The organism is Brevibacillus sp. 7WMA2 (assembly GCF_010748895.1).
GTDB lineage: Bacteria > Bacillota > Bacilli > Brevibacillales > Brevibacillaceae > Brevibacillus_B > Brevibacillus_B halotolerans.
This window is the reverse complement of sequence record NZ_CP048799.1, coordinates 4,774,144-4,795,664: the sequence shown is the minus strand read 5'-3', so window position 1 is coordinate 4,795,664 and position 21,521 is coordinate 4,774,144. Positions and strand designations below refer to the sequence as shown.

2 protein-coding genes are annotated in these 21,521 nt (G+C 43.0%); both read right to left on the bottom strand.

All coding sequences use genetic code 11. From position 1 onward, the window contains the following. Window positions 1-7,626, bottom strand: a complete 7,626-nt coding sequence (locus GOP56_RS20720) for a non-ribosomal peptide synthetase (RefSeq protein WP_163246509.1) — start codon at window positions 7,624-7,626, stop codon at window positions 1-3. Between the two features lie 29 nt (window positions 7,627-7,655). Beyond that, window positions 7,656-21,509, bottom strand: coding sequence for a non-ribosomal peptide synthetase (locus tag GOP56_RS20715; protein WP_163246507.1), 13,854 nt, complete (start codon window positions 21,507-21,509; stop codon window positions 7,656-7,658). Between the last annotated feature and the right edge of the window lie 12 nt (window positions 21,510-21,521).

The following is a 21,521-nucleotide window of genomic DNA, read 5'->3' as shown; positions in this document are numbered from 1 at the left end:
TTATTCATCTAGTAACTCAAATACTGATTCTAAATCCTCCATCGAAAGCTCTTTGGTGGAAAAATCACTCGGGGTTAATTCTGTTTCTGTTTGCTGAACACAATGATTAATAATCTCCAACAAGTGATATTGATAACGTTGAATCAGCTTTTCCATAGTAGAATCATGATAAGCTTGGCTATCATAAGATATTTGAATGGACAACTGATTTTCCACTACAATTCCACTCACATTTATCGGGAACAAGCCTTGATTCATCTGACTAATCTGTTGACCGGAAGACAATGGGGACAATTGATACTCCTCTTCCTGTCCAGATTGATCCATTTGCCCAAGGTAATTGAAGCTAATCTCTGGATTTATCGCATGGGAGCTTAGATCCAGCTCTGTACTTCCTTGATTCGATAGGTATCTAACAACCCCATAGCCAATCCCTTTATTCGGTATTTGTCGCAGCTCTTCTTTTACTTGCTTCACCGCATTTGCAATCCCTTGCTTCTGCAAATCAAATACCACTGGATACATGGACGTAAACCAACCAACTGTACGGTTAATGTCAATGTCCACCCCAATATCCTCGCGTCCGTGGCCTTCTAGTGTAATTGCGATTGAATTGCTTTGTGCCCATTCCTGAATAGTTAGAGCTAATGCTGTCAACAAAAGATCGTTAATCTGTGTGTTGTAGGCGTTATGGGCATCCGTTAATAGTTTATTCGTTTGCTCTTTTGTCAATTGGATAGCGACCTCTTGTACATCCTTGAGTAGATACGAGGCACCTACTTTTGAATCTCTTGGCAATGCAGGTAGCTCTTTTGCAATCATGCTTTGCCAGTATTTCAGCTCTGATTGAATTTCTTCACTAGTAGCGTACTCTAGCAGGCTCTTGGCCCATTTTTGGTAGGAGTCTGTTTTGCTCGTAAATGCAATCGGCTCTCCCTGCAAATCTAGTTGATAGCCATTCATGAAATCCTCCGTAATGATTCGCCATGAAACGGCATCGACCACTAAGTGATGAATTGCTATCAAAAGATGATCCCCCTCAGATGTCTGAAAGAGTCCCAGTTGAACCAATGGACCGTCCTGCAAGTTCATTGCGGATTGTAGACGATTAGCTGCTTGCTCGATCAGCTCTGGCACATTCGCCTGTTGTCTAAAGTCAAAAATGCTTAGCTCAAACAACTTGCCTTCCACTCCGCGATTGATCTGAATCGTTTTGCCATTTTCCTGCTGATAAGCCATTCGCAAGGCATCATGGTGTTCTGCAATTTTTTGGAACACCCTTTGTACAACGTGCTGATCCCACCCTTCCTTTCGATAAAACATCATGGACTGATTCCAATGATGTGGAATATCGAAGGATTGCTGGAAAAACCATTCCTGTATAGGGGTTAGCTCTACCTTTCCTTGAACAATTCCTTGCTCAGCTTTACTGTCCTTGGTTTTGATGTATGGAATAACCTGAGCAATCGTTTGTGCCTGGAATAAATCCTTAACTTCCAATTTTAATTGCTTCGTATTTAATCTTGCTGCAATCTGAATAGCCTTGATCGAATCCCCACCCAGTTTAAAGAAGTTATCATGGATTCCCACTTGGGAAACTCCTAGCACTTCTGTCCATAGTTCCGCCAGCGTTTCTTCTAACGTGGTGGTTGGGGCAACGTAATCGATCTCTGATTGCTTGGACAAATCCGGTAGTGGGAGTGCTTTTTTATCTACTTTCCCATTCGATGTAATTGGGAACTCTGTCATTTCCGTAAAAAAGGCCGGAATCATAAAATGAGGTAGCTTTCTGCCTAGATATTGACGAAGCTCGGCTACATCAAAAGATTTTTTCGGTACAACATAAGCACATAGATATGTCTGATTCTGATCGTCTTGTCTTGCGAGCACTACTGTCTCCTGAATTGCTTCATGCTCCAAAATAGCGGATTCGATCTCACCTAATTCAACCCGGTATCCTCTGATCTTAATTTGATCATCCAATCTACCTAGATACTCAATATTTCCATCTGGTAACCAGCGGGCAATATCTCCGGTTTTATACATGCGTTCGCCAGGGACAAACGGATTAGCTACAAAACGCTCACTCGTTAACTCTGGACGATGCAGATAGCCGCGTGCTAGGCTGTCGCCGCTCACGCATAGTTCACCTGGAATCCCTACTGGCTGTAATTGATTCTCTTTATTCAGGATAAATACCTGATTATTAGCAATTGGACGCCCTATCGGGATTTTTTTATCCTCAGGACTCACTATATAGCTGGTTGTTACAACCGTGTTCTCAGTAGGCCCATAGTTATTTACAATCTGATACTTCTTCTGCTGAACGGCTTGCTGGGCTTTATCACCGCCGATAAGCAACCAGCGTAGGGCAGTATGATCCGTATGATCTGTCAGCATAAACTGTTCAGCAAATTGCGTAGGTAAAAAGCTGATCGTAATTCCTTGATCTGTTACGTACTGATTCAGTTTTTCTACATCGTATCTTGTCTCTTGATCGATGACGTAAATCGTTGCACCAGCTATTAAGTAAGGGAAGACCTCCCATACAGATGCATCAAATCCAACCCCTGCGTATTTGGTGCTTCGATCATCCTTTGTGATGCCAAAATACTGAACGTGCCAAGCTGAAAGATTCATCAACGATCTATGCTCCACCATGACACCTTTTGGTTGCCCAGTGGAACCCGACGTATAAATGACATAGGCTAGATCGGTTGCTTTGTTATTCATAGGTACGTCTTTCAGCTCTTCGGTAGACAACTTCTTGCTATCAATTTCCAAGATTTCCCCAGCAAATTGTGTCTGTACCTGTTCATGACCTCTCACTAACAGAACCTTTGATTGACTATCCTCCAAAATATAGGCAATTCGTTCCGCCGGATAAGTTGGGTCAATTGGTAGATAAGCCCCTCCTGCTTTTAGAACAGCTAGAATGCCTACAAAAAACTCGATGGAAGGCTCAATCATAACAGCCACAAGTTGCTCGTTTGTTATGCCTTTTTGTTTTAAGAGGGTAGCCAGATGGTTGGCTTTGGCGTTTAATTCTTTGTATGTTACTTGCTCTTCACCAAATACTATCGCCTTTTGATCAGGCATATTTTGCACTTGCTCCTCAAAGAGCTGATGAACTGTTTTATTTACTGGATAATCCGATTGAGTCAAATTAAATACCGATAAAATCTGATGTTTTTCATCCTCCGTCGCTACTTCTAAGTCAGCAATCAAACGTTCAGGAGCATCCCCGATCTGTTTTAGTAAATGGGTGAATCGTTTGCCTAATCGCTCAATTGTTTCTGGCTTAAAGAGCGAGGTACTATACTCAATGGTGACATACAAATTTTCCGCTTCCGCCATCATCCATGTCAGGTCGAATTTTGCATTTTTCCATGTTAAATCCCGCGGCTGAAAGGAGAGATCCATGATATTGATTTCAGCCATTTCCATATTCTGCAAAGCAAACATGGTATCAAACAGTGGATGACGACTTAAATCTCTTTCTAAATCAAGCTTTTCAAGTAATTCCTCAAACGGATATTCTGCATTGTCATAGGCGTGCAATACCTGCTCCTTAACCTCGGACAGATATGTACTAAAGGTTTGAGTTGATTTTGGCTGCCCTCGGAAGGCTAACGTGTTCACGAACATACCAACAATCTTTTCTACATCCGCATGAGGTCGGCCAGCAATAGGAGAACCCACAATAACGTCCTCTTGCCCCGTATATTTTGACAATAATACTTGGTAGGCGGCCAGCAATGTCATATACAAGGTTGTACCCTGCGAGGAGGACAGTTTCTTTACTTTGTTTATGATCTCGGCACTAATTTCAAATGACCATATATCCCCTTCTGACTGCTGAATAGATGGACGAGTGTAATCGGTAGGCATTTCCAGTACAGGTAACTCTCCCGAAAATTGGTTAAGCCAATACTGCTCCTGTTCTCGTAAACGATTAACCTGGGCTTCTGCCTGCTGCCAAACAGCATAATCCTTGTATTGAATTCTAAGAGAAGGGAGCTCCTTGCCCTGATAGATTTGCATCAGGTCTTGGAATAATACATTGGTTGATACCCCATCTGAAATAATATGGTGCATATCAAGCATCAGTAGATGTCGATCAGCTTCCATTCGTACGAGTCCCGCTCTAAATAAAGAAGCGTCACTTAAATCAAACGGCTGGATAAAACCATCAATGATTTGCGGAAGGTCCTCGTCTTTTGCTTCCATGACCATTAAATCCCATTCCACGTCAGAATGGATCTTCTGCATTAATACCTCATCAACCATGTGAAAGGACGTTCTCAACGATTCATGTCTTATGACCAGTTTCTTTAATGCTTTTTGTAACCCTACTACATCGAGGGCTCCTCCTATTTCAAGCAAAAAAGGCATGTTGTAGCTGGTTGTATTACTGCTACCGATTTGCTCTACTACATACATTCGGCGCTGTGCAGAAGAAACCGGATAAAATTCCTGTTTTGCCGCCGGTTCAATCGCTATATAATCCGACACTTCTGTGTTTGTAAGAAATGCGGCCAATTCTTTTACTGAAGGTCGAGCAAACACGTCCTTGAGCGGTACCTCTATATCTAATTCCTTGTGCATTCTTGAAACCAGCATCATCGCTTTTAACGAATGTCCGCCCAGCTCGAAGAAATTATCCTGCGTACCGACTTGTTCAACACTTAGGATTTCTTGAAATAATTGAACCAGCTTTTCCTCTGTTTCGGTCTCAGGAGCAATATAAGAGCTTACTTGTTGAACATCTGGCTCTGGCAATGCACGCTTGTCTGCCTTGCCATTTGAAGTGAGCGGCATTTTATCTATCTCGATAAAATAAGATGGCACCATAGAATCCGGCAATGTTTCCTTGATATGCTTGCGAAGCTCTGCGACTGACCAGGCACCATTTGTCACTAGATAGGCACATAGGAAGGAATGCCCCTGCTCATCCTGCTTTGCCAGCAAAACAGTCTCGCTAATAGCAGGATGCTCTAGTAATCTAGCTTCAATTTCACCTAATTCGATCCGATGTCCCCGAATCTTAACTTGTTCATCTATTCTACCTACGTACTCAATGCTTCCATCCGGTAACCAACGCGCTAAATCCCCTGTGCGATACATTCTCTCTCCCTGCACAAAAGGATTTTCAACGAAACGATCAGCAGTCAGCTCTGGAAGATTGAGATACCCGCGGGCAAGCCCTTCCCCGCTCACACATAACTCGCCTAATGCACCTATCGGCTGTAATTGATTGTCTGCTCCTAAAATAAACACCTTCGTATTGTTCAACGGGCGACCTATCGGCATAATCCCCGTCTCCTTGATCGTATGGTCCACCGTATAGGTAGTGGCAAAAACAGTAGTTTCTGTTGGTCCATACCCATTGACTAAACGTCCAGCTCCCAAATAATCCAGCGCTTTTTCTACGTGCTTGATCGAAGCCTTTTCTCCTCCAAACACCACCTTACGCATGTGTTTGAGACTAGTCACATCCAGCTCAACCAGAGTGTTAAATAGAGATGTTGTCATAAAGGACACGGTAATATGCTGGTCTTGAATGACCGATGCCAAATCAGTCGGATTCATCAGTACATGCGTTGGTACTAAAATAAGAGAAGCTCCGTTTAACAATGCGCTGTATATATCAAAGGTAGATCCATCAAACGCGTAATTGGACAACTGGAGAAGACGATCATTTGGCGTAATCTCCATGTAACCATTGTTCATGATGGTCTTGACGATATTTTGATGGGTTGTCAGATTTCCCTTTGGTTTACCTGTTGAACCTGAGGTATACATAACATAAGCAAGGTCTTGTGCTTGGTTGACCAAATCTAAATTATCTGTATTCTCATCCATCCAGCTATTTTCTTTTAACAGTAGTACCTCGCCCTGATAATTAGCTGGGATCATTTCAGCTTTTTGCACCAATAGCAAATGGGTACGACTATCTGCTAGCATGTATTGAATGCGTTCACTCGGATAAGATGGATCGATAGGCATATAAGCGCCACCAGCTTTAAAGATCGCTAGAATGGCTATGATCATCTCTAAGGAACGATCCGTAAGTAACCCTATCACCTGATCAGGTAAAACCCCTTGTTTGCGCAAACCGCGGGCCATTTGATTCGCCTTTTCGTTCAACTCGCGGTATGTTAGTTGAGCCTCGCCAAATACGAGTGCCACTTGATCAGGGTTCTTGTCAACCTGCTCTTGAAACAGCTCATGAATCGTTTTTTCTCTTGGGTACTTTGCATCCGTACGATTAAAAATGGTTAAAAGCTTATCCTTTTCCAAATCAGATACTAACTCGGTAGCTGGGTCAAAGATATCCTGCTGCTCAATAACCAAAGAGACCAGCTTTTTCATATTCAGCTCTAAAAGATTGAGGTACTCTTTTGAATAAACACTTTCGTTATACATAAACTTAAAGATTAATTCCTTGCCAGGAATGACTAGCACGGTCAGATCATAGTGCGTCTGCTCAAACGTGTGGGCATCCTTCACGGCAAATCCGAGTACGTTTTCTTGATTAAATGTTTCTTGATCCATCGGGAAATTTTCAAACGCTAAAATATGATCAAGCAATTGATGCGTATAAGCTGCGCTCGCCTGGATATCGGCTAAAGAAAGATATCCGTATTTTTCTGCCTCCAGCGCTGTTTGCTGTACGTTTTTCAGCACTTCCCCAAACGTTTTTCCTGCTTCTTTTTTAATACGAATAGGAATGGTATTACTAAATAGCCCCACCATTTGTTCAACATTGGGCACCTCGGCGGGTCGTCCGGAGACAACCACACCGTAGGCCGCGTCATTCGTGTTATTGTATTTTTGCAATAACGCTCCCCAAATTGTTTGCACAACAGTATTTAAGGTCACCTGATACTTTTGAGCCGTTTGCGTTAGTTTTTGTGTAGCTTCCTCTCCCAAGGAGAAAATGAATTCCTCTTGCTTGTAGGGATGATTGCCTAACCTTAGACGCGGGATTCCCGTAAGGTTTTCAAACCCCTGTAGATACTCCTTCCAAAATGCCAATGCTTGTTGGTCATCTTGTTTCTTTAACCAGCGTATATATTCGCTATATTGAGGGGCCACCTCTGGAAGTAAGGCCTGTCCTGACAAGCGACGTTGGTACATTTGAAATAAATCCTGAAAAACGATACCCGTACACCAGCCATCCATCAGGATATGATGATGACTCCACAGTAATTCATACCGATTGGCGGCTGTTTGAAACAATGTAAAACGTAGCAGGATATCCCGGGAAAGGTCGAAGCCTCTTTCCCGGTCTTTTTTTCTATATTCCTCAATGAATTTCCGTTGCTCTTCTTCATTGATTTGAGTAAGGTCCTCAAGCTGTAAATCTATTTTTCGTTCACTAAGCACAACCTGAACAGGGTCTACTTTTTTATAGCGGAACACACTTCGGAACATGTCGTATTTTTGTACGAGTCCCTGAATACTTTCAGCCAAATAGGTTGGGTTTACAACCCCCTCCAGCAAAAGGGTAACCTGCTCGAAATAGGCATCGCTTTGCGGGTCTTTCATGGAATGAAATAGCATACCCTTTTGCAACGGAGAAAGTGAATAGATATCTTTGATCTTGTCTTTTTTTTGCACGATGTGTGGCACCACCTATCTCATTGCGATTACAGATCATCTATGTCTTCAAACAAATCATCTAATAGATCGTCAAGCTGTTCTTGGCTTAATTCCTTTTCTGTAAAATCAGTAGGTGTAAATTCTACGGTATCCTTTTCCAAGCAATGCTTACTAATTAGAAGTAAATGGTGCTTGAAGCGCTCCATCAAAATTTCAACAATCGCTCGATCAACGGCTGCAGGAGCAAATCGGCAATTTACATGCAACTGGTTATTCGAGACCGCTCCATTAAACTCCAGCAGGTGCGTGTCATAATATTGCGGGCTGATCGGCTGACCAGTAGGAATCCCAGCAGATTCGCTCTCCTCCTCTTGTTGATCAAATACCCCCAGATAGTTAAAGCTGATCTCTGGGCGAAGCGAGAAGGTTACCTCCTGTTTGTTCGCATCGCTTGTCAGATGCTTGAGTATGCCGTAGCCCATGCCTTTATTAGGAACTCGGCGCAGGGTTTCTTTTACCGATTTAATGATGAGAGGCAATTCGTCATTTTCTAAATCAATCACGACTGGGAATAGTGAGGTAAACCATCCAACAGTGCGGTTGACATCTACCCCTTCACCTATTTCCTCACGACCATGACCCTCTAAGTGGATAGCCACTCGATTCTCTTTTGTCCATTCCTTACTTGCTAATCCTAATGCAGCAAGCAACAGATCATTAATCTCCGTTCGATAAGCTCGATGTACACGAGTAAGAAGATTTTGGGTTTCTTCTTCTGTTAGACTCATCGTGGCATATTCGCTGTCCTTCACATAATATCTACCGTCATTGTTTCCTTTTTTAGGAAGAGGGGCGATCGATATTTCTTCCATCTGCTTCCAATATGAAATCTCATGTAAAAGAGCATGACTATTTGCATATTCATTCAAGCGCTCACTCCATGTTTTAAAGGAGGTCGTTTTTTCAGGAAGTACAATTGCTTGACCTTGAATGACTTGCTGATAAGCATTATGAAAATCCTCAAGCAATATACGCCAAGAGACGCCGTCAATCACTAGGTGATGGATCACGATCAGTAAATAATCCCCAGCCTTGGTGGTAAATAAGCCAAGTCGTACCAGAGGTCCCTTTTCTAAATCAAAGCTCGCTTGCAATTGAGTAGCGATTTGCTCAATTTTCGTTGCCTGCGTATTAGTTGGTTCTTGGGTAAAATCGAACACCTGCAATGTGAACGCCTTGTCCTCAAGTCCCCTGTTGATCTGAGTCACCTTGCCCTCGGTATGCGGATACACCATTCGCAGGGCATCGTGATGCTCCGTTATTTTTTCAAATACCTGCTCGATCGCATCTTGGTTCCAGCCATTCGAGCTGTACAGTAACGAATCCTGATTAAAATGCTGCGGCTGTTCCTGATTTTCTTCAAAGAATGCTTTTTGAATTGGCGTAAGCATAACTTCGCCTTCAACAGTTCCTTGTTCAAGTAATGCCTGACTGGTTTGCATCCATGGAGCAAGTTCTGCAATCGTTGGGTGCTTAAACAGATGGCTGATTTCCAGCTTGCGGTGGTAACGACGCAATCTTGCTGTGATTTGAATTGCTTTGATGGAGTCACCGCCCAGCTCAAAGAAGTTATCGTAAATACCGATCCGCTCGACACGTAACACCTCTTGCCAAACCTCAACAAGGATTTTTTGGCTTTCGGTAGTAGCCTCTACGTACTCCACTCCCGTTTGTATTTGTCCATCAGGCTCTGGTAAAGCTTTTTTATTCACCTTCCCGCTTGGTGTCAAAGGAAACTCCTCAAGCTCGATAAAATAAGCAGGAATCATATAATCGGGGAGTGTTTTTCCTAGATGTTTGCGCAGTTCTGCTACCGTCCATTCATCTGCTGCTACCAGATAAGCACACAGATAAGCTTGACCTTGTTCATCTTCACGCGCCAGCACAACCGCCTCTATTACCTGCTCATGCTCAAGAAGCCGCGTCTCAATTTCACCCAATTCAATTCGGTGTCCACGAATTTTCACCTGATCATCAATACGTCCTAAAAACTCAATATTTCCATCCGGAAGCCAACGTACTAAGTCCCCCGTCTTATACATTCTTTCGCCTTGGGCAAATGGATTATCCACAAATTTCTCTTTAGTTAGTTCAGGGCGGTTCCAATATCCAGGAGCAATCCCTACTCCACCGATGCATAACTCACCCGGTACCCCAATTGGCTGAAGTTGATAATTCTGATTAATAATGTAGGCTTTTTTATTCAACACAGGCTTACCAATATGTGGCTTATCCTCTGGCGTACATAAGCCAATCGTTGCATCTACTGTTGTTTCAGTCGGACCATATGCATTCAAGAAGATTCGCTCAGTTCCCCATAGTCTGACTAAATCTACAGGTAATGCTTCCCCACCTGTACTGATATATTTCAATGCTGGTAAATCCTCATACGGCAATGCACGTAATGCAGAAGGCGAGATAAACGGAATAGAAGTTATTTCATTTACTCGTAACCATTCAACAAACTCAACGCCAGCCATTAGCAGATTGCGATCCATCAGATAGAGAGTGGCTCCATTTGTAAGGGTATGGAAAACCTCTCCTACGGAAGCGTCAAAGCTAAAGGAGGCAAACTGTAGAACGCGACTATTCGCAAAGATTCCATAGGTTTGGGCCATTAAGCATAGATTACATACTGCCTGATGATCAATCATTACCCCTTTTGGTTGACCTGTAGAACCTGAGGTATAGATCATATACGCCAAATCTTGAGCTGTATTGACGATCCCCACATTCGTATCAGCCGCTTGGTACCACTGCATCTGCTCAATTAATATCCGATCACCTGTGAATTCTGAGGGGACCTCATGCTTTTGCTGGAACAATAATAGTGATGCATGGCTGTCTTCAAGAATATACAGCTTTCGATCTAGAGGGTAATCAGGATCAATTGGAACATAAGCTCCTCCTGCTTTGAGAATTCCCATCATTCCAATAACGGTTTCTATGGAACGATCCGCCATGATTGCAACAAATTGATTTCTCTGTATCCCTTTATCGATCAAGCAACGTGCCAATCTATTTGCACGTTCATTAAGCTCACGATACGTGATGGATTGATCCTGATAGACAACAGCTATCTGTTCTGGTGTACGCTCCACTTGTTGCTCAAATAGGCTATGAATGGTTTGGTTATCAGGGTAATTGGCCCTAGTATCATTAAATTGCGTTAGAATCTGTTCAATTTCTGGCAGAGTAGCAATTTTGATTTCAGCCAAACGAATGGCTGGATGCTCAATAATTTGTTGTAAAACATAGGTGAAATGTTGAGCCATTCTGCTAATGGTTTCTTTTGTATACAGGCTTGTACTGTATTCAATAGCTACCTTGAGTGTTTCTTCCTCAAGCATTGTCCAATCCATGTCAAACTTGGCATTTTTCCATTCAAAATCAAATGGCTTGAAGGTCAAGCCTGCCAAATCAATATCAGTCATCTCCATGTTTTGCAAAGTAAACATCGTATCGAAGAGTGGATGGCGACTCATATCTCGTTGTAAATCGAGCTTCTCTACCAATTTCTCAAATGGATACTCTGCATTGGCATAAGCTTGTAAAACCTGTTCCTTAACTTGTGCCAGATAGGAAATAAACGTCTGCTCTCCTACAGGCTGTCCACGTAAAGCTAGCGTGTTGACGAACATACCGACGATGCTCTCTACATCCGCATGAGGGCGTCCCGCAATTGGTGAACCGACAATAATATCATCTTGACCGGTATACTTGGCCAGCAACACCTGATAAGCCGCCAATAAAGTCATATATAGAGTAGAACCCTGACTCACTGATAATTTTTTCAACTGGCTGAGAATGTCAGCATCAATCTCAAAGGTCCATACATCTCCTTCGAACTGCTGGACTGCAGGACGCGGGAAATCTGTCGGCATTTCCAAGACAGAAGCTTCTCCAGCAAATTGATGTAGCCAATAGCTTTCCTGATCTTGTAAGCGAGTCACTTGAGCATCAGCTTGTTGCCACACAGCGTAGTCCTTGTACTGTATCGGAAGAGGAGGCAGGTCCTTTCCTTGATAGAGCTGCGTTATATCCTGGAACAATACATTGGTAGAAACTCCGTCTGAGATGATATGGTGCATATCTAGCATGAAAAGGAATCTCTCAGGGCTAATCCGCACGATGCCTGCACGGAACAATGGAGCTTGGCTGAGATCAAACGGACGTATAAATCCTGCTGTGATGCTTGCAAGGTCTCCTTCCGTTCCATCCATGATCTCTAAATCCCAGGCCACCTCTTCATGCACCTGCTGCATCAGCTCTTCGTCAACCATATGAAAGGAGGTTCGCAGCGACTCGTGTCTTTCGACCAATTTCTCAAGTGCTAGATGAAGCTTATCAATTTCTAAAGCTCCCTCCACTTCAAGGAAAAGCGGCATATTGTAGCTGGTTGTTTGGACATTTCCTAAATGCTGCACCACGTACATCCGTCTCTGCGCGGAGGATACTGGATAGAATTCCTGCCTTGGAGCAGGCTCAATCTCTGAGTGGCCTGATCGATCAAGAAGGTCGATCGTTGCTGCCAACTCCTTGACAGTAGGATGTGCAAATACCTCTTTCAAAGGCACCTCGATGCCCAGTTCTTTATTCATTCGTAAAACGAGCATCATCGCTTTTAGCGAATGACCACCCAGCTCAAAGAACATGTCCTGTGTACCAACTCTCTCGACACCCAAAATCTCTTGGAATAACGCTGCTACTTTTGCTTCTGTCTCCGTTTCTGGGGCCACATATACACTAGTAATTTGTCCTTCCGGCTCTGGTAAAGCGCGTTTGTTCACCTTCCCATTAGAAGTGAACGGTATCTGCTCTAGTTCTACAAAATAAGTAGGCACCATGTATTCTGGCAAAGCCTCACTTAGATGCTTACGTAGTTCCGCAACCGTCCATACCCCATTTGCAACGATGTAAGCACATAGGTACGAATGCCCTTGCTCATCTTGCTTTGCTAGTAAAACCGCTGCGCTTATAGCAGGATGCTCCAATAATCTTGTCTCTATTTCTCCCAGCTCAATTCGGTAACCGCGTACCTTAACCTGCTCATCCATCCGTCCTAAATACTCCATGCTTCCATCCGGCAACCAACGTGCTAAATCACCGGTACGATACATTCTATCTCCTGACACGAAAGGATTTTCCACAAAGCGCTCTGCTGTCAGCTCTGGTCGGTTTAAATAGCCCCGTGCAATTCCTGCTCCGCCAACGCACAATTCCCCTGGTACTCCAACCGGCTGAAGCTGATTATTCTCATTTAAGACATAGACACTCGTATTGTTTAACGGACGTCCAATCGGTACGATTCCCATTTCCTTGATACTAGAATCCACCGTGTATGTGGTAGCGAAAACGGTTGTTTCTGTAGGGCCGTATCCATTTACTAAACGGCCTTCTCCGAGATAATCCAGTGCCTTTTCTACATGCTTGTATGAAGCCTTTTCCCCGCCAAATACAACCTTGCGCATGGATTTCATACTAGTCACGTCAAGCTCCACTAGCGTATGGAACAGGGACGTGGTCATAAACGAAACCGTAATATCCTGCTCGCGGACGATCTTCGCCAGCTCCATTGGATTTAACATGACCTCTTTTGGCACCAGTACAAGAGTCGCTCCATTTAATAGCGCGCTGTAGATATCGAAGGTAGAGCCATCAAAAGCGTAGTTAGATAGCTGTAATAGACGGTCTGTTGGCGCGATCTCGATATAGCCATTGTTGATGATGGTGGTCAAAATGTTTTGGTGAGTCGTCAGGTTACCCTTTGGTTTACCAGTAGAACCTGAGGTATACATGACATATGCCAAATCCTGTGTTTTATTGATCAGCTCCAAATTCGATGAATCTTCATGCATCCAGCACTCTTCCGCTAGGAGTAATACCTCCCCCTGATAGCTAGCAGGGATCATTTCTGTTTTTTGCACGAATAACAACTTAGTCCGGCTGTCCTCTAGCATGTGCTCAATACGATCGATTGGATAGGAAGGATCAATTGGCATATAAGCTCCGCCTGCTTTTAGGATGGCGAAAATCCCTATCATCATCTCAATGGAACGATCGGTGATTAATCCAACCGCTTGATCCGGCTGCACACCTTTCTTTCTGAGTACCCGGGCTAATTGATTTACTTTTGCATGGAACTCACTGTATGTGAGCTGCTTGTCTTTAAACACAAGTGCCGGCCGATCTGAAAAACGCTGTACTTGTTGTTCGAATAGATGGCAGATGGATAAATCCTGTAAATCATCAGTAGCAGTGTCGTTAAAGACCGTCAGTATTTGCTGTTTTTCTTCGTCTGTTGTGAGTTCTAAATCTCTGAGTAAGCAATCCGGATGCTTAGCCACTTGTTCTACTAAATAAGTGAAATGCTTTTCTAGCCTTTGAATGGTTTCATGTTTAAACAGGCTGGTGCTGTACTCAACCGAAATCAATAGATTATTTTGTTCGGCTATCATCCAGGTCATATCAAATTTTGCATTTTTCCAGTTTAAATCACGCGAATGAAGCTTTAGACCAGAAATATTTATATCGGACATATCCATGTTTTGTAAAACAAACATCGTATCAAACAATGGATGACGACTCATATCTCTTTGTAAATGCAGCTTCTCTACCAACTCTTCAAATGGATAATCAGCGTTGGCATAAGCTTGTAGTACGTTTTCTTTCACTTCTGATAAGTAAGAGATGAAAGATTGCTCTTCTTTTGGTTGACCGCGTAGGGCTAGTGTATTAACAAACATCCCCACAATGCTCTCTGTGTCTGCATGAGGTCTTCCTGCAATCGGAGTTCCGACAATGATGTCATCTTGACGGGTATACTTGGCTAACAGGATTTGATAAATCGCCAACAGAGTCATATACAACGTAGTGCCTTGCTTAGCTGACAATTGCTTTATGCTGTCCAATACTTTGGCATCAATTTCAAATGACCAGGAATCTCCATCGAACTGCTGTATGGCTGGTCGCGGATAATCAGTTACCATTTCCAAAATTGGTAGGTCACCAGAGAATTGGTTTAACCAATACCTTTCCTGCTCCTGAAAACGGACAACCTGAGCCATGCCTTGTTGCCACACCGCAAAATCCTTGTATTGAATCTTGAGAGGACTCAGCTCTATCCCTTGATACAACTGCGTTATATCCTGAAACAATACATTCATCGATACCCCATCTGAGATGATATGATGCATATCCAGCATCAATAAATGTCGCTTCGGATTGATTTGAATGAGTCCCGCACGGAATAGTGGCGCCTTGGCAAGATCGAAAGGACGCATAAAGGAATCGGTCAGCTGTTGAACTTCTTCCTCTACGGCATGAATCATTTCCATCTCCCATGCGACTTCTGCATGTACCTTTTGCATCAGTTCAGCCTCAATCATATGGAAGGAGGTTCGCAATGACTCATGACGCTCAATTAGTTGTTTCAAAGCTAGAGATAGCTTTTCTACCTCTAGAGCACCCTCCATTTCTAAATAGAAAGGCATATTGTAGCCTGTTGTTTCTACATCCCTCATTTGTTGAACTACATACATTCGTCGCTGTGCATTAGATACCGGGTAATATTCTTGCTCCATGGCCGGTTGGATTTCGCTGTAATCCGACTGTTCAGCCTGTCTGATATAGGCTGCTAATTCTCTAACGGTTTGTCTGGCGAATACTTCTTTTAACGGAACCTCTATTTCTAATTCCTTGTGTATTCTTGAAACCAGCATCATTGCTTTTAGGGAATGACCCCCCAATTCAAAGAATGTATCCTGCGTTCCCACTCGGTCTACAGCTAAGATCTCTTGGAAAAACTGAACTAGCTTCTCCTCTGTCTCATTGACTGCCGCCACATACTCATTGGTAATCACTCGGTCTGGTTCAGGCAATACACGCTTGTCTACCTTGCCATTGGAAGTAAGAGGTAGCTTTTCAAGCTCAACGAAATAGGATGGTACCATGTACTCTGGCAGAGCCTCCAGTAGGTGTTGACGTACCTGAGCCACCGTCCATTGATCCGTGCTTACAACATAAGCGCACAGATAGGAATGACCTTGTTCATCACGTTTTGCGACAAGTACTGCTTCACTGATAGCAGGGTACTCCAGGAGACTTTTTTCAATTTCGCCCAGTTCAATTCGATGTCCGCGAATCTTCACTTGTTCATCCATTCGTCCGATGTACTCAATGTTGCCATCTGGTAAGAATCTAGCCATGTCTCCCGTCCGATACATTCTATCTCCGACAAGAAACGGGTTATCCACAAAGCGCTCTGCTGTCAGCTCTGGTCGGTTTAAATATCCACGTGCAATTCCTGCTCCGCCAACGCACAATTCCCCTGGTACTCCAATCGGCTGTGGTTGATTATTCTCATTCAAAATATAGACACTCGTATTGTTTAACGGACGGCCAATCGGTACGATTCCCGTTTCCTTGATACTAGAATCCACCGTGTATGTGGTAGCAAAAACGGTTGTTTCTGTAGGGCCGTATCCATTTACTAAACGGCCTTCTCCGAGATAATCCAGAGCCTTTTCTACATGCTTGTATGAAGCCTTTTCCCCACCAAATACAACCTTGCGTATGGATTTCATACTAGTCACGTCAAGCTCCACTAGCGTATGGAACAGGGACGTGGTCATAAACGAAACCGTAATATCCTGCTCGCGGACGATCCTCGCCAGCTCCATTGGATTTAACATGACCTCTTTTGGCACCAGTACAAGAGTCGCTCCATTTAATAGCGCGCTGTAGATATCGAAGGTAGAGCCATCAAAGGCGTAGTTCGATAGCTGTAATAGACGGTCTGCTGGTACAATCTCGATAAATCCATTGTTGATGATGGTTCTCAAAATGTTTTGGTGAGTCGTCAGATTGCCCTTTGGCTTACCAGTAGACCCTGAGGTATACATCACATACGCCAAATCCTGGGCATCATTATTCAACTCTAAGTTGGACGCTTCCTCCTGTATCCAGCACTCTTCTACTAGAAGCAACACTTTGCCCTGATACCCCTCTGGAATCATAGCAGCTTCCTGCACAATCAAAAGCTGTGCCTGACTATCCTCTAGCATGTAGGTAATCCGTTCTACTGGATAAGAAGGATCAATTGGCAAATAGGCTCCGCCAGCTTTTAAGATTGCCAAAATTCCTATCATCATTTCAATGGAACGATCAGTGATTAATCCCACCACTTGATCCGGCTGTACCCCATGCTTTCTTAATACGCGAGCAAATTGATTTGCTTTTGCATTCAACTGTCCGTAAGTAATTTCCTTATCTTTAAATAACAACGCTATCTGATCAGGGTTTTCCTCTACCTTCTGCTCAAACTGCTGGTGGATCGTTTTATCACTCGGATAATCAGCTTCTGTATTATTAAACTCCTCCAAAAGCTGGTACACTTCTTCATCCGTTGCCAATTCCATATCTGAAAGGCTCAAGTCAGGATTTTCCGCCACTTGATTTAGCAAATGGGCAAAATGCTTCGCCATCCGCTCAATTGTTTCTTTCTTAAATAAGCGGGTACTATATTCAACTGAAAAATGTAAGGATTCTTTCTCTACAGCCGCCCATGTAAGATCAAATTTTGAATGCTTCCATTCCATGTCTTTCGTTACGATTGAAAGACCTTGTATCGCAACCTCTGTAATATCCATGTTTTGCATGACAAAGATTGTGTCAAATAAAGGCTGGCGACTTAGATCGCGACTTGGATTTACCTTATCAACCAGCTCTTCAAATGGATACTCTGCATTGGATTGAGCTTGAAGAACCAGTTGTTTAATCGTAGAGAGAAACTCGCGGAATGTCTGAGTTTCCTCTGATTTGGTGCGGATAGCCAGCGTGTTAACAAACATCCCGACAATCGATTGTAAATCAGCATTTGTGCGGCCTGCTATCGGGGAACCTATCACAATATCGTTTTGCGAGGAATACTTGGAAAGCAAGACATGATAAGCCGCCAGCAATATCATGTAAGCCGTACAGCCCTCTTTAACAATGAGCTGTTGTAATTCCTGCCATACTTGCTGATTTAATTCAAAGTCCAATACGTCACCATCAAACTGCTGCATCGCTGGACGTGGAAAATCAGTAGGAAGCTCTAGTACAGGCACACTCTCTGAAAATTGTTTCAGCCAGTATTCCTCTTGTTCTTGCAGACGAGCAAGCTGAGCCTCTCCTTGTTGCCAGACGGCGAAATCCTTGTATTGAATTCGCAGGGCAGGCAGCTCTCGTCCACGATAGAATTGCGTAAAATCTTGAAAGAGTATGTTAGTAGATACGCCATCTGAGATAATGTGATGCGTATCTAGCAGCAGCAAATGACGCCCAGGATTAACACGAATTAATCCTGCTCTAAACAATGGAGCTTGACCGAGATCAAAAGGACGAATGAAGGATTTTGTCAAAGCATAAACCTCTTCCTCGGACGCTTCCATCTCCTCCATTTCCCATGCCACATCATCATGCACCTTTTGCAGCAAGGTCTCGTCAATCATGTGGAATGACGTTCTCATTGATTCATGACGCTCTATCAATTTCTTCAGAGTTTGTTTCACATTTTCCCTATCAAGAGCCCCTTCTATTTCTAGCAAAATCGGCATATTGTAGCTGGTTGTATTCGTATCTCTAATTTGCTGCACTACAAACATTCGTCTTTGGGCAAAGGAGACTGGATAATACTCTTGTTTGGCAGTTGGCTCAATCATGCTGTAGGCAGAGCGATCCATCTTATGAATATACGCCGCTAATTCTTTGATGGTAGGACGTGTAAATATCTCCTTTAACGGGACTTCAATGCCCATATCTTTATGAATCTGTAGAACGAGCATCATTGCCTTAAGGGAGTGACCACCAAGCTCGAAAAATGTATCCTGCGTGCCAACTCGTTCAACACCCAAAATCTCTTGGAAAAATTGAACCAGTTTCTCCTCTGTTTCGTTCTCTGGAGCAACGTAAGCACTGCCCATTTTTCTGTCTGGTTCAGGCAACGCTCGCTTATCTACCTTCCCGTTTGCCGTAAGCGGTAGTTTCTCAATCTCGATAAAGTAGGAAGGCACCATGTATTCTGGCAAGGATTCCATCAAGTGTTGACGCAGCTCTGTAACAGTCCAAAATGCCTGACCTACTATATACGCACACAGATAGGAATGGCCTTGCTCATCTCGTTTTGCTAAAAGCACTGTCTCGCTGATAGCTGGGTGCTGTAAAAGAACCTTTTCGATTTCGCCCAGCTCAATCCGGTGACCACGAATCTTTACCTGTTCATCCATCCGCCCGATGTATTCGATGTTGCCGTCGGGTAAAAAGCGGGCTAAATCTCCGGTACAATACATTCGTTCACCCAAGACAAACGGATTATCCACGAAATGTTTCTTTGTCAGCTCTGGACGGTTAAGATAACCACATGCTACCCCCTCACCGCCGATGCATAGCTCACCGACTACTCCTATTGGCTGAGGCTGTCCATCTGTATTTACAATGTAGGCTTTCGTGTTATTAATCGGTCTTCCGATAGGAACAGATGCCCTCGTCAGCATGGAGTGATCTACAGAGTAATAGGTAGCATACACGGTAGTTTCCGTTGGTCCATACACATTGATAACCCGGTGCTCGCCTAAATAATCAAGGGCTTTCAGGACATGCTTAACCGAAGCAAGCTCTCCTCCGAACAACACCTTTCGTATCGATTGAAAGCACGTTATATCCAAATCCACCAGTGTATTAAACAGAGCAGTCGTCATAAAGGAAACCGTCACTTGCTCCTTCTTAATAAGACGTGCCAGCTCATTCATATTGAGTACAGCCTCTTTTGTTACTAAAAGTAATGTAGCTCCATGCAATAATGCCCCATAGATTTCAAAGGTAGAGCCGTCAAAGGCATAATTGGAGAGCTGCGACAAGCAATCTCCTGGCGTAATCTCAACATAACCGTTATGAATGACGGTCTTCATAATATTTTGATGTGTTGTCAAAATTCCCTTAGGCTCTCCTGTAGAACCAGAGGTATACATCACATATGCTAAAGCCTGTGCTTGAGTAATATGAGCCGGATTAGATGTTTCCTCATGCATCCAGCTCTCTTGGGTTAAGAACAATACCTCTCCTTGATAATTGGCTGGTATCATTTCTTGTTTTTGCACCAATAATAGCTTCGTTTGATTATCCTGTAGCATATATTGAATGCGTTCAGCCGGATAAGAAGGATCAATAGGCATATAAGCTCCGCCTGCTTTAAAAATCGCCAAAATGCCTATGATCATTTCTGGGGAGCGTTCGGTGATGATGCCGATTACATCATTAGGCTGTACACCTTGCTTTCTTAACACGTATGCCAACTGATTGGCTTTCGCATTTACCTCACCGTAAGTCAGCTTCTCTTCTTTAAACACAAGTGCGATCTGATTCGGATTTTTATCTACTTGTTCTTCAAATAGCTGATGGATGGTCTTCTCTCTTGGATAATCTGCATAGGTATTGTTAAAACCATAGAGAATCTGATCTTTTTTATCTTTTGTTAAAATATCGATTTCCTTTACAGGGATGCTAGGATCAGCAGCCACTATGTCAGCCACAGTAACAAAATGATCAATTACATTTGCTATGTATTCCGATGTATAAAGCTTGGAATTATATAAAATTTTAATGGAAGATTCATCACCAATCTGCGCCTGCACACTTAGATCATAATTGGTTTGCTCGTGATGATCTGTGGCGAATGCGAGCGAGAATCCAAGCTCTTTTTTATCTGCTAGCTGATTAAAGCTGTCCATATCGATATAAAAATTTTCAAACGCAATAATATGATTGATAAAATCGCCAGCTTCTGGATGAATATCTGCCAACGAAAGATAATCATATGATTCTGAAGCCAAGGCCATTTCCTGTACTTTGGCTACTAGCGTGTCGAATCGCTCTTGTTGATCCGCTTTGATTCGCACAGGAATTGTATTGATAAATAGCCCAACCATTTTTTCAACATCAGGAATCTCTGCCGGTCTCCCCGAGACAACTGATCCAAATACTACGTCATCCGTATTATTATATTTTTGTAATAATATCCCCCAAATCGTTTGGAAGACGGTATTGACTGTAACCTGGTAGGCTTTGGCTATGGCAATCAATCGGTCGGCAGTTTCTTGATTTAATTTCACGATGCATTGTCCGTGAGTATATTCTTCGTGATTCGCCCGTACTAATTGCTGTGGAACACCTGTTACTTTGTCGTATCCCTCTAATAGCTGTTGATAAAATTCCTTTGCTTCCTGATGATCCTGTTTTTCTAGCCATTGAATATGCTTACTGTAAGGTGTCACATGCTCGTATGGAACAGGGGTATGATTCACGATTCCTTTATACATACGTAAGAAATCAGTAAGGATAATGCCAAGGCACCAACCATCCATAATGATATGGTGATTACTCATTATTAACTGATACTGCTCCTGATCAAGCTTAAATAATGACATTCGGATGAGGAGGTCCCGGGAGAGGTCAAACCCCTTCTCCCGATCCCTCATTTTAAACTGCTTAATGTAATTCACTTTTTCTTCTGGCTCCAGATGAGAAATATCTTCAAAATAAATAGTGGAGCTTCTTTCCTTTAATACCATTTGTACAGGTTCTTTTACTTTTTTGTAGCGAAAAACAGTTCGTAAAATATCATGCTTTTTGATTAATTGGGTAAAGGTTTCTTCCAAATATTCAAGCTCTACCTTACCTTCCAAAGTAAAGATCAGTTGATCAAAATAGGCATGATTTTCTTTATCTTTTAAGGAATGAAATAAGATCCCTTTTTGCATAGGAGATAAACGATACAAATTTTGCACATTACTTCTGCTAAACATATCTAAATCACT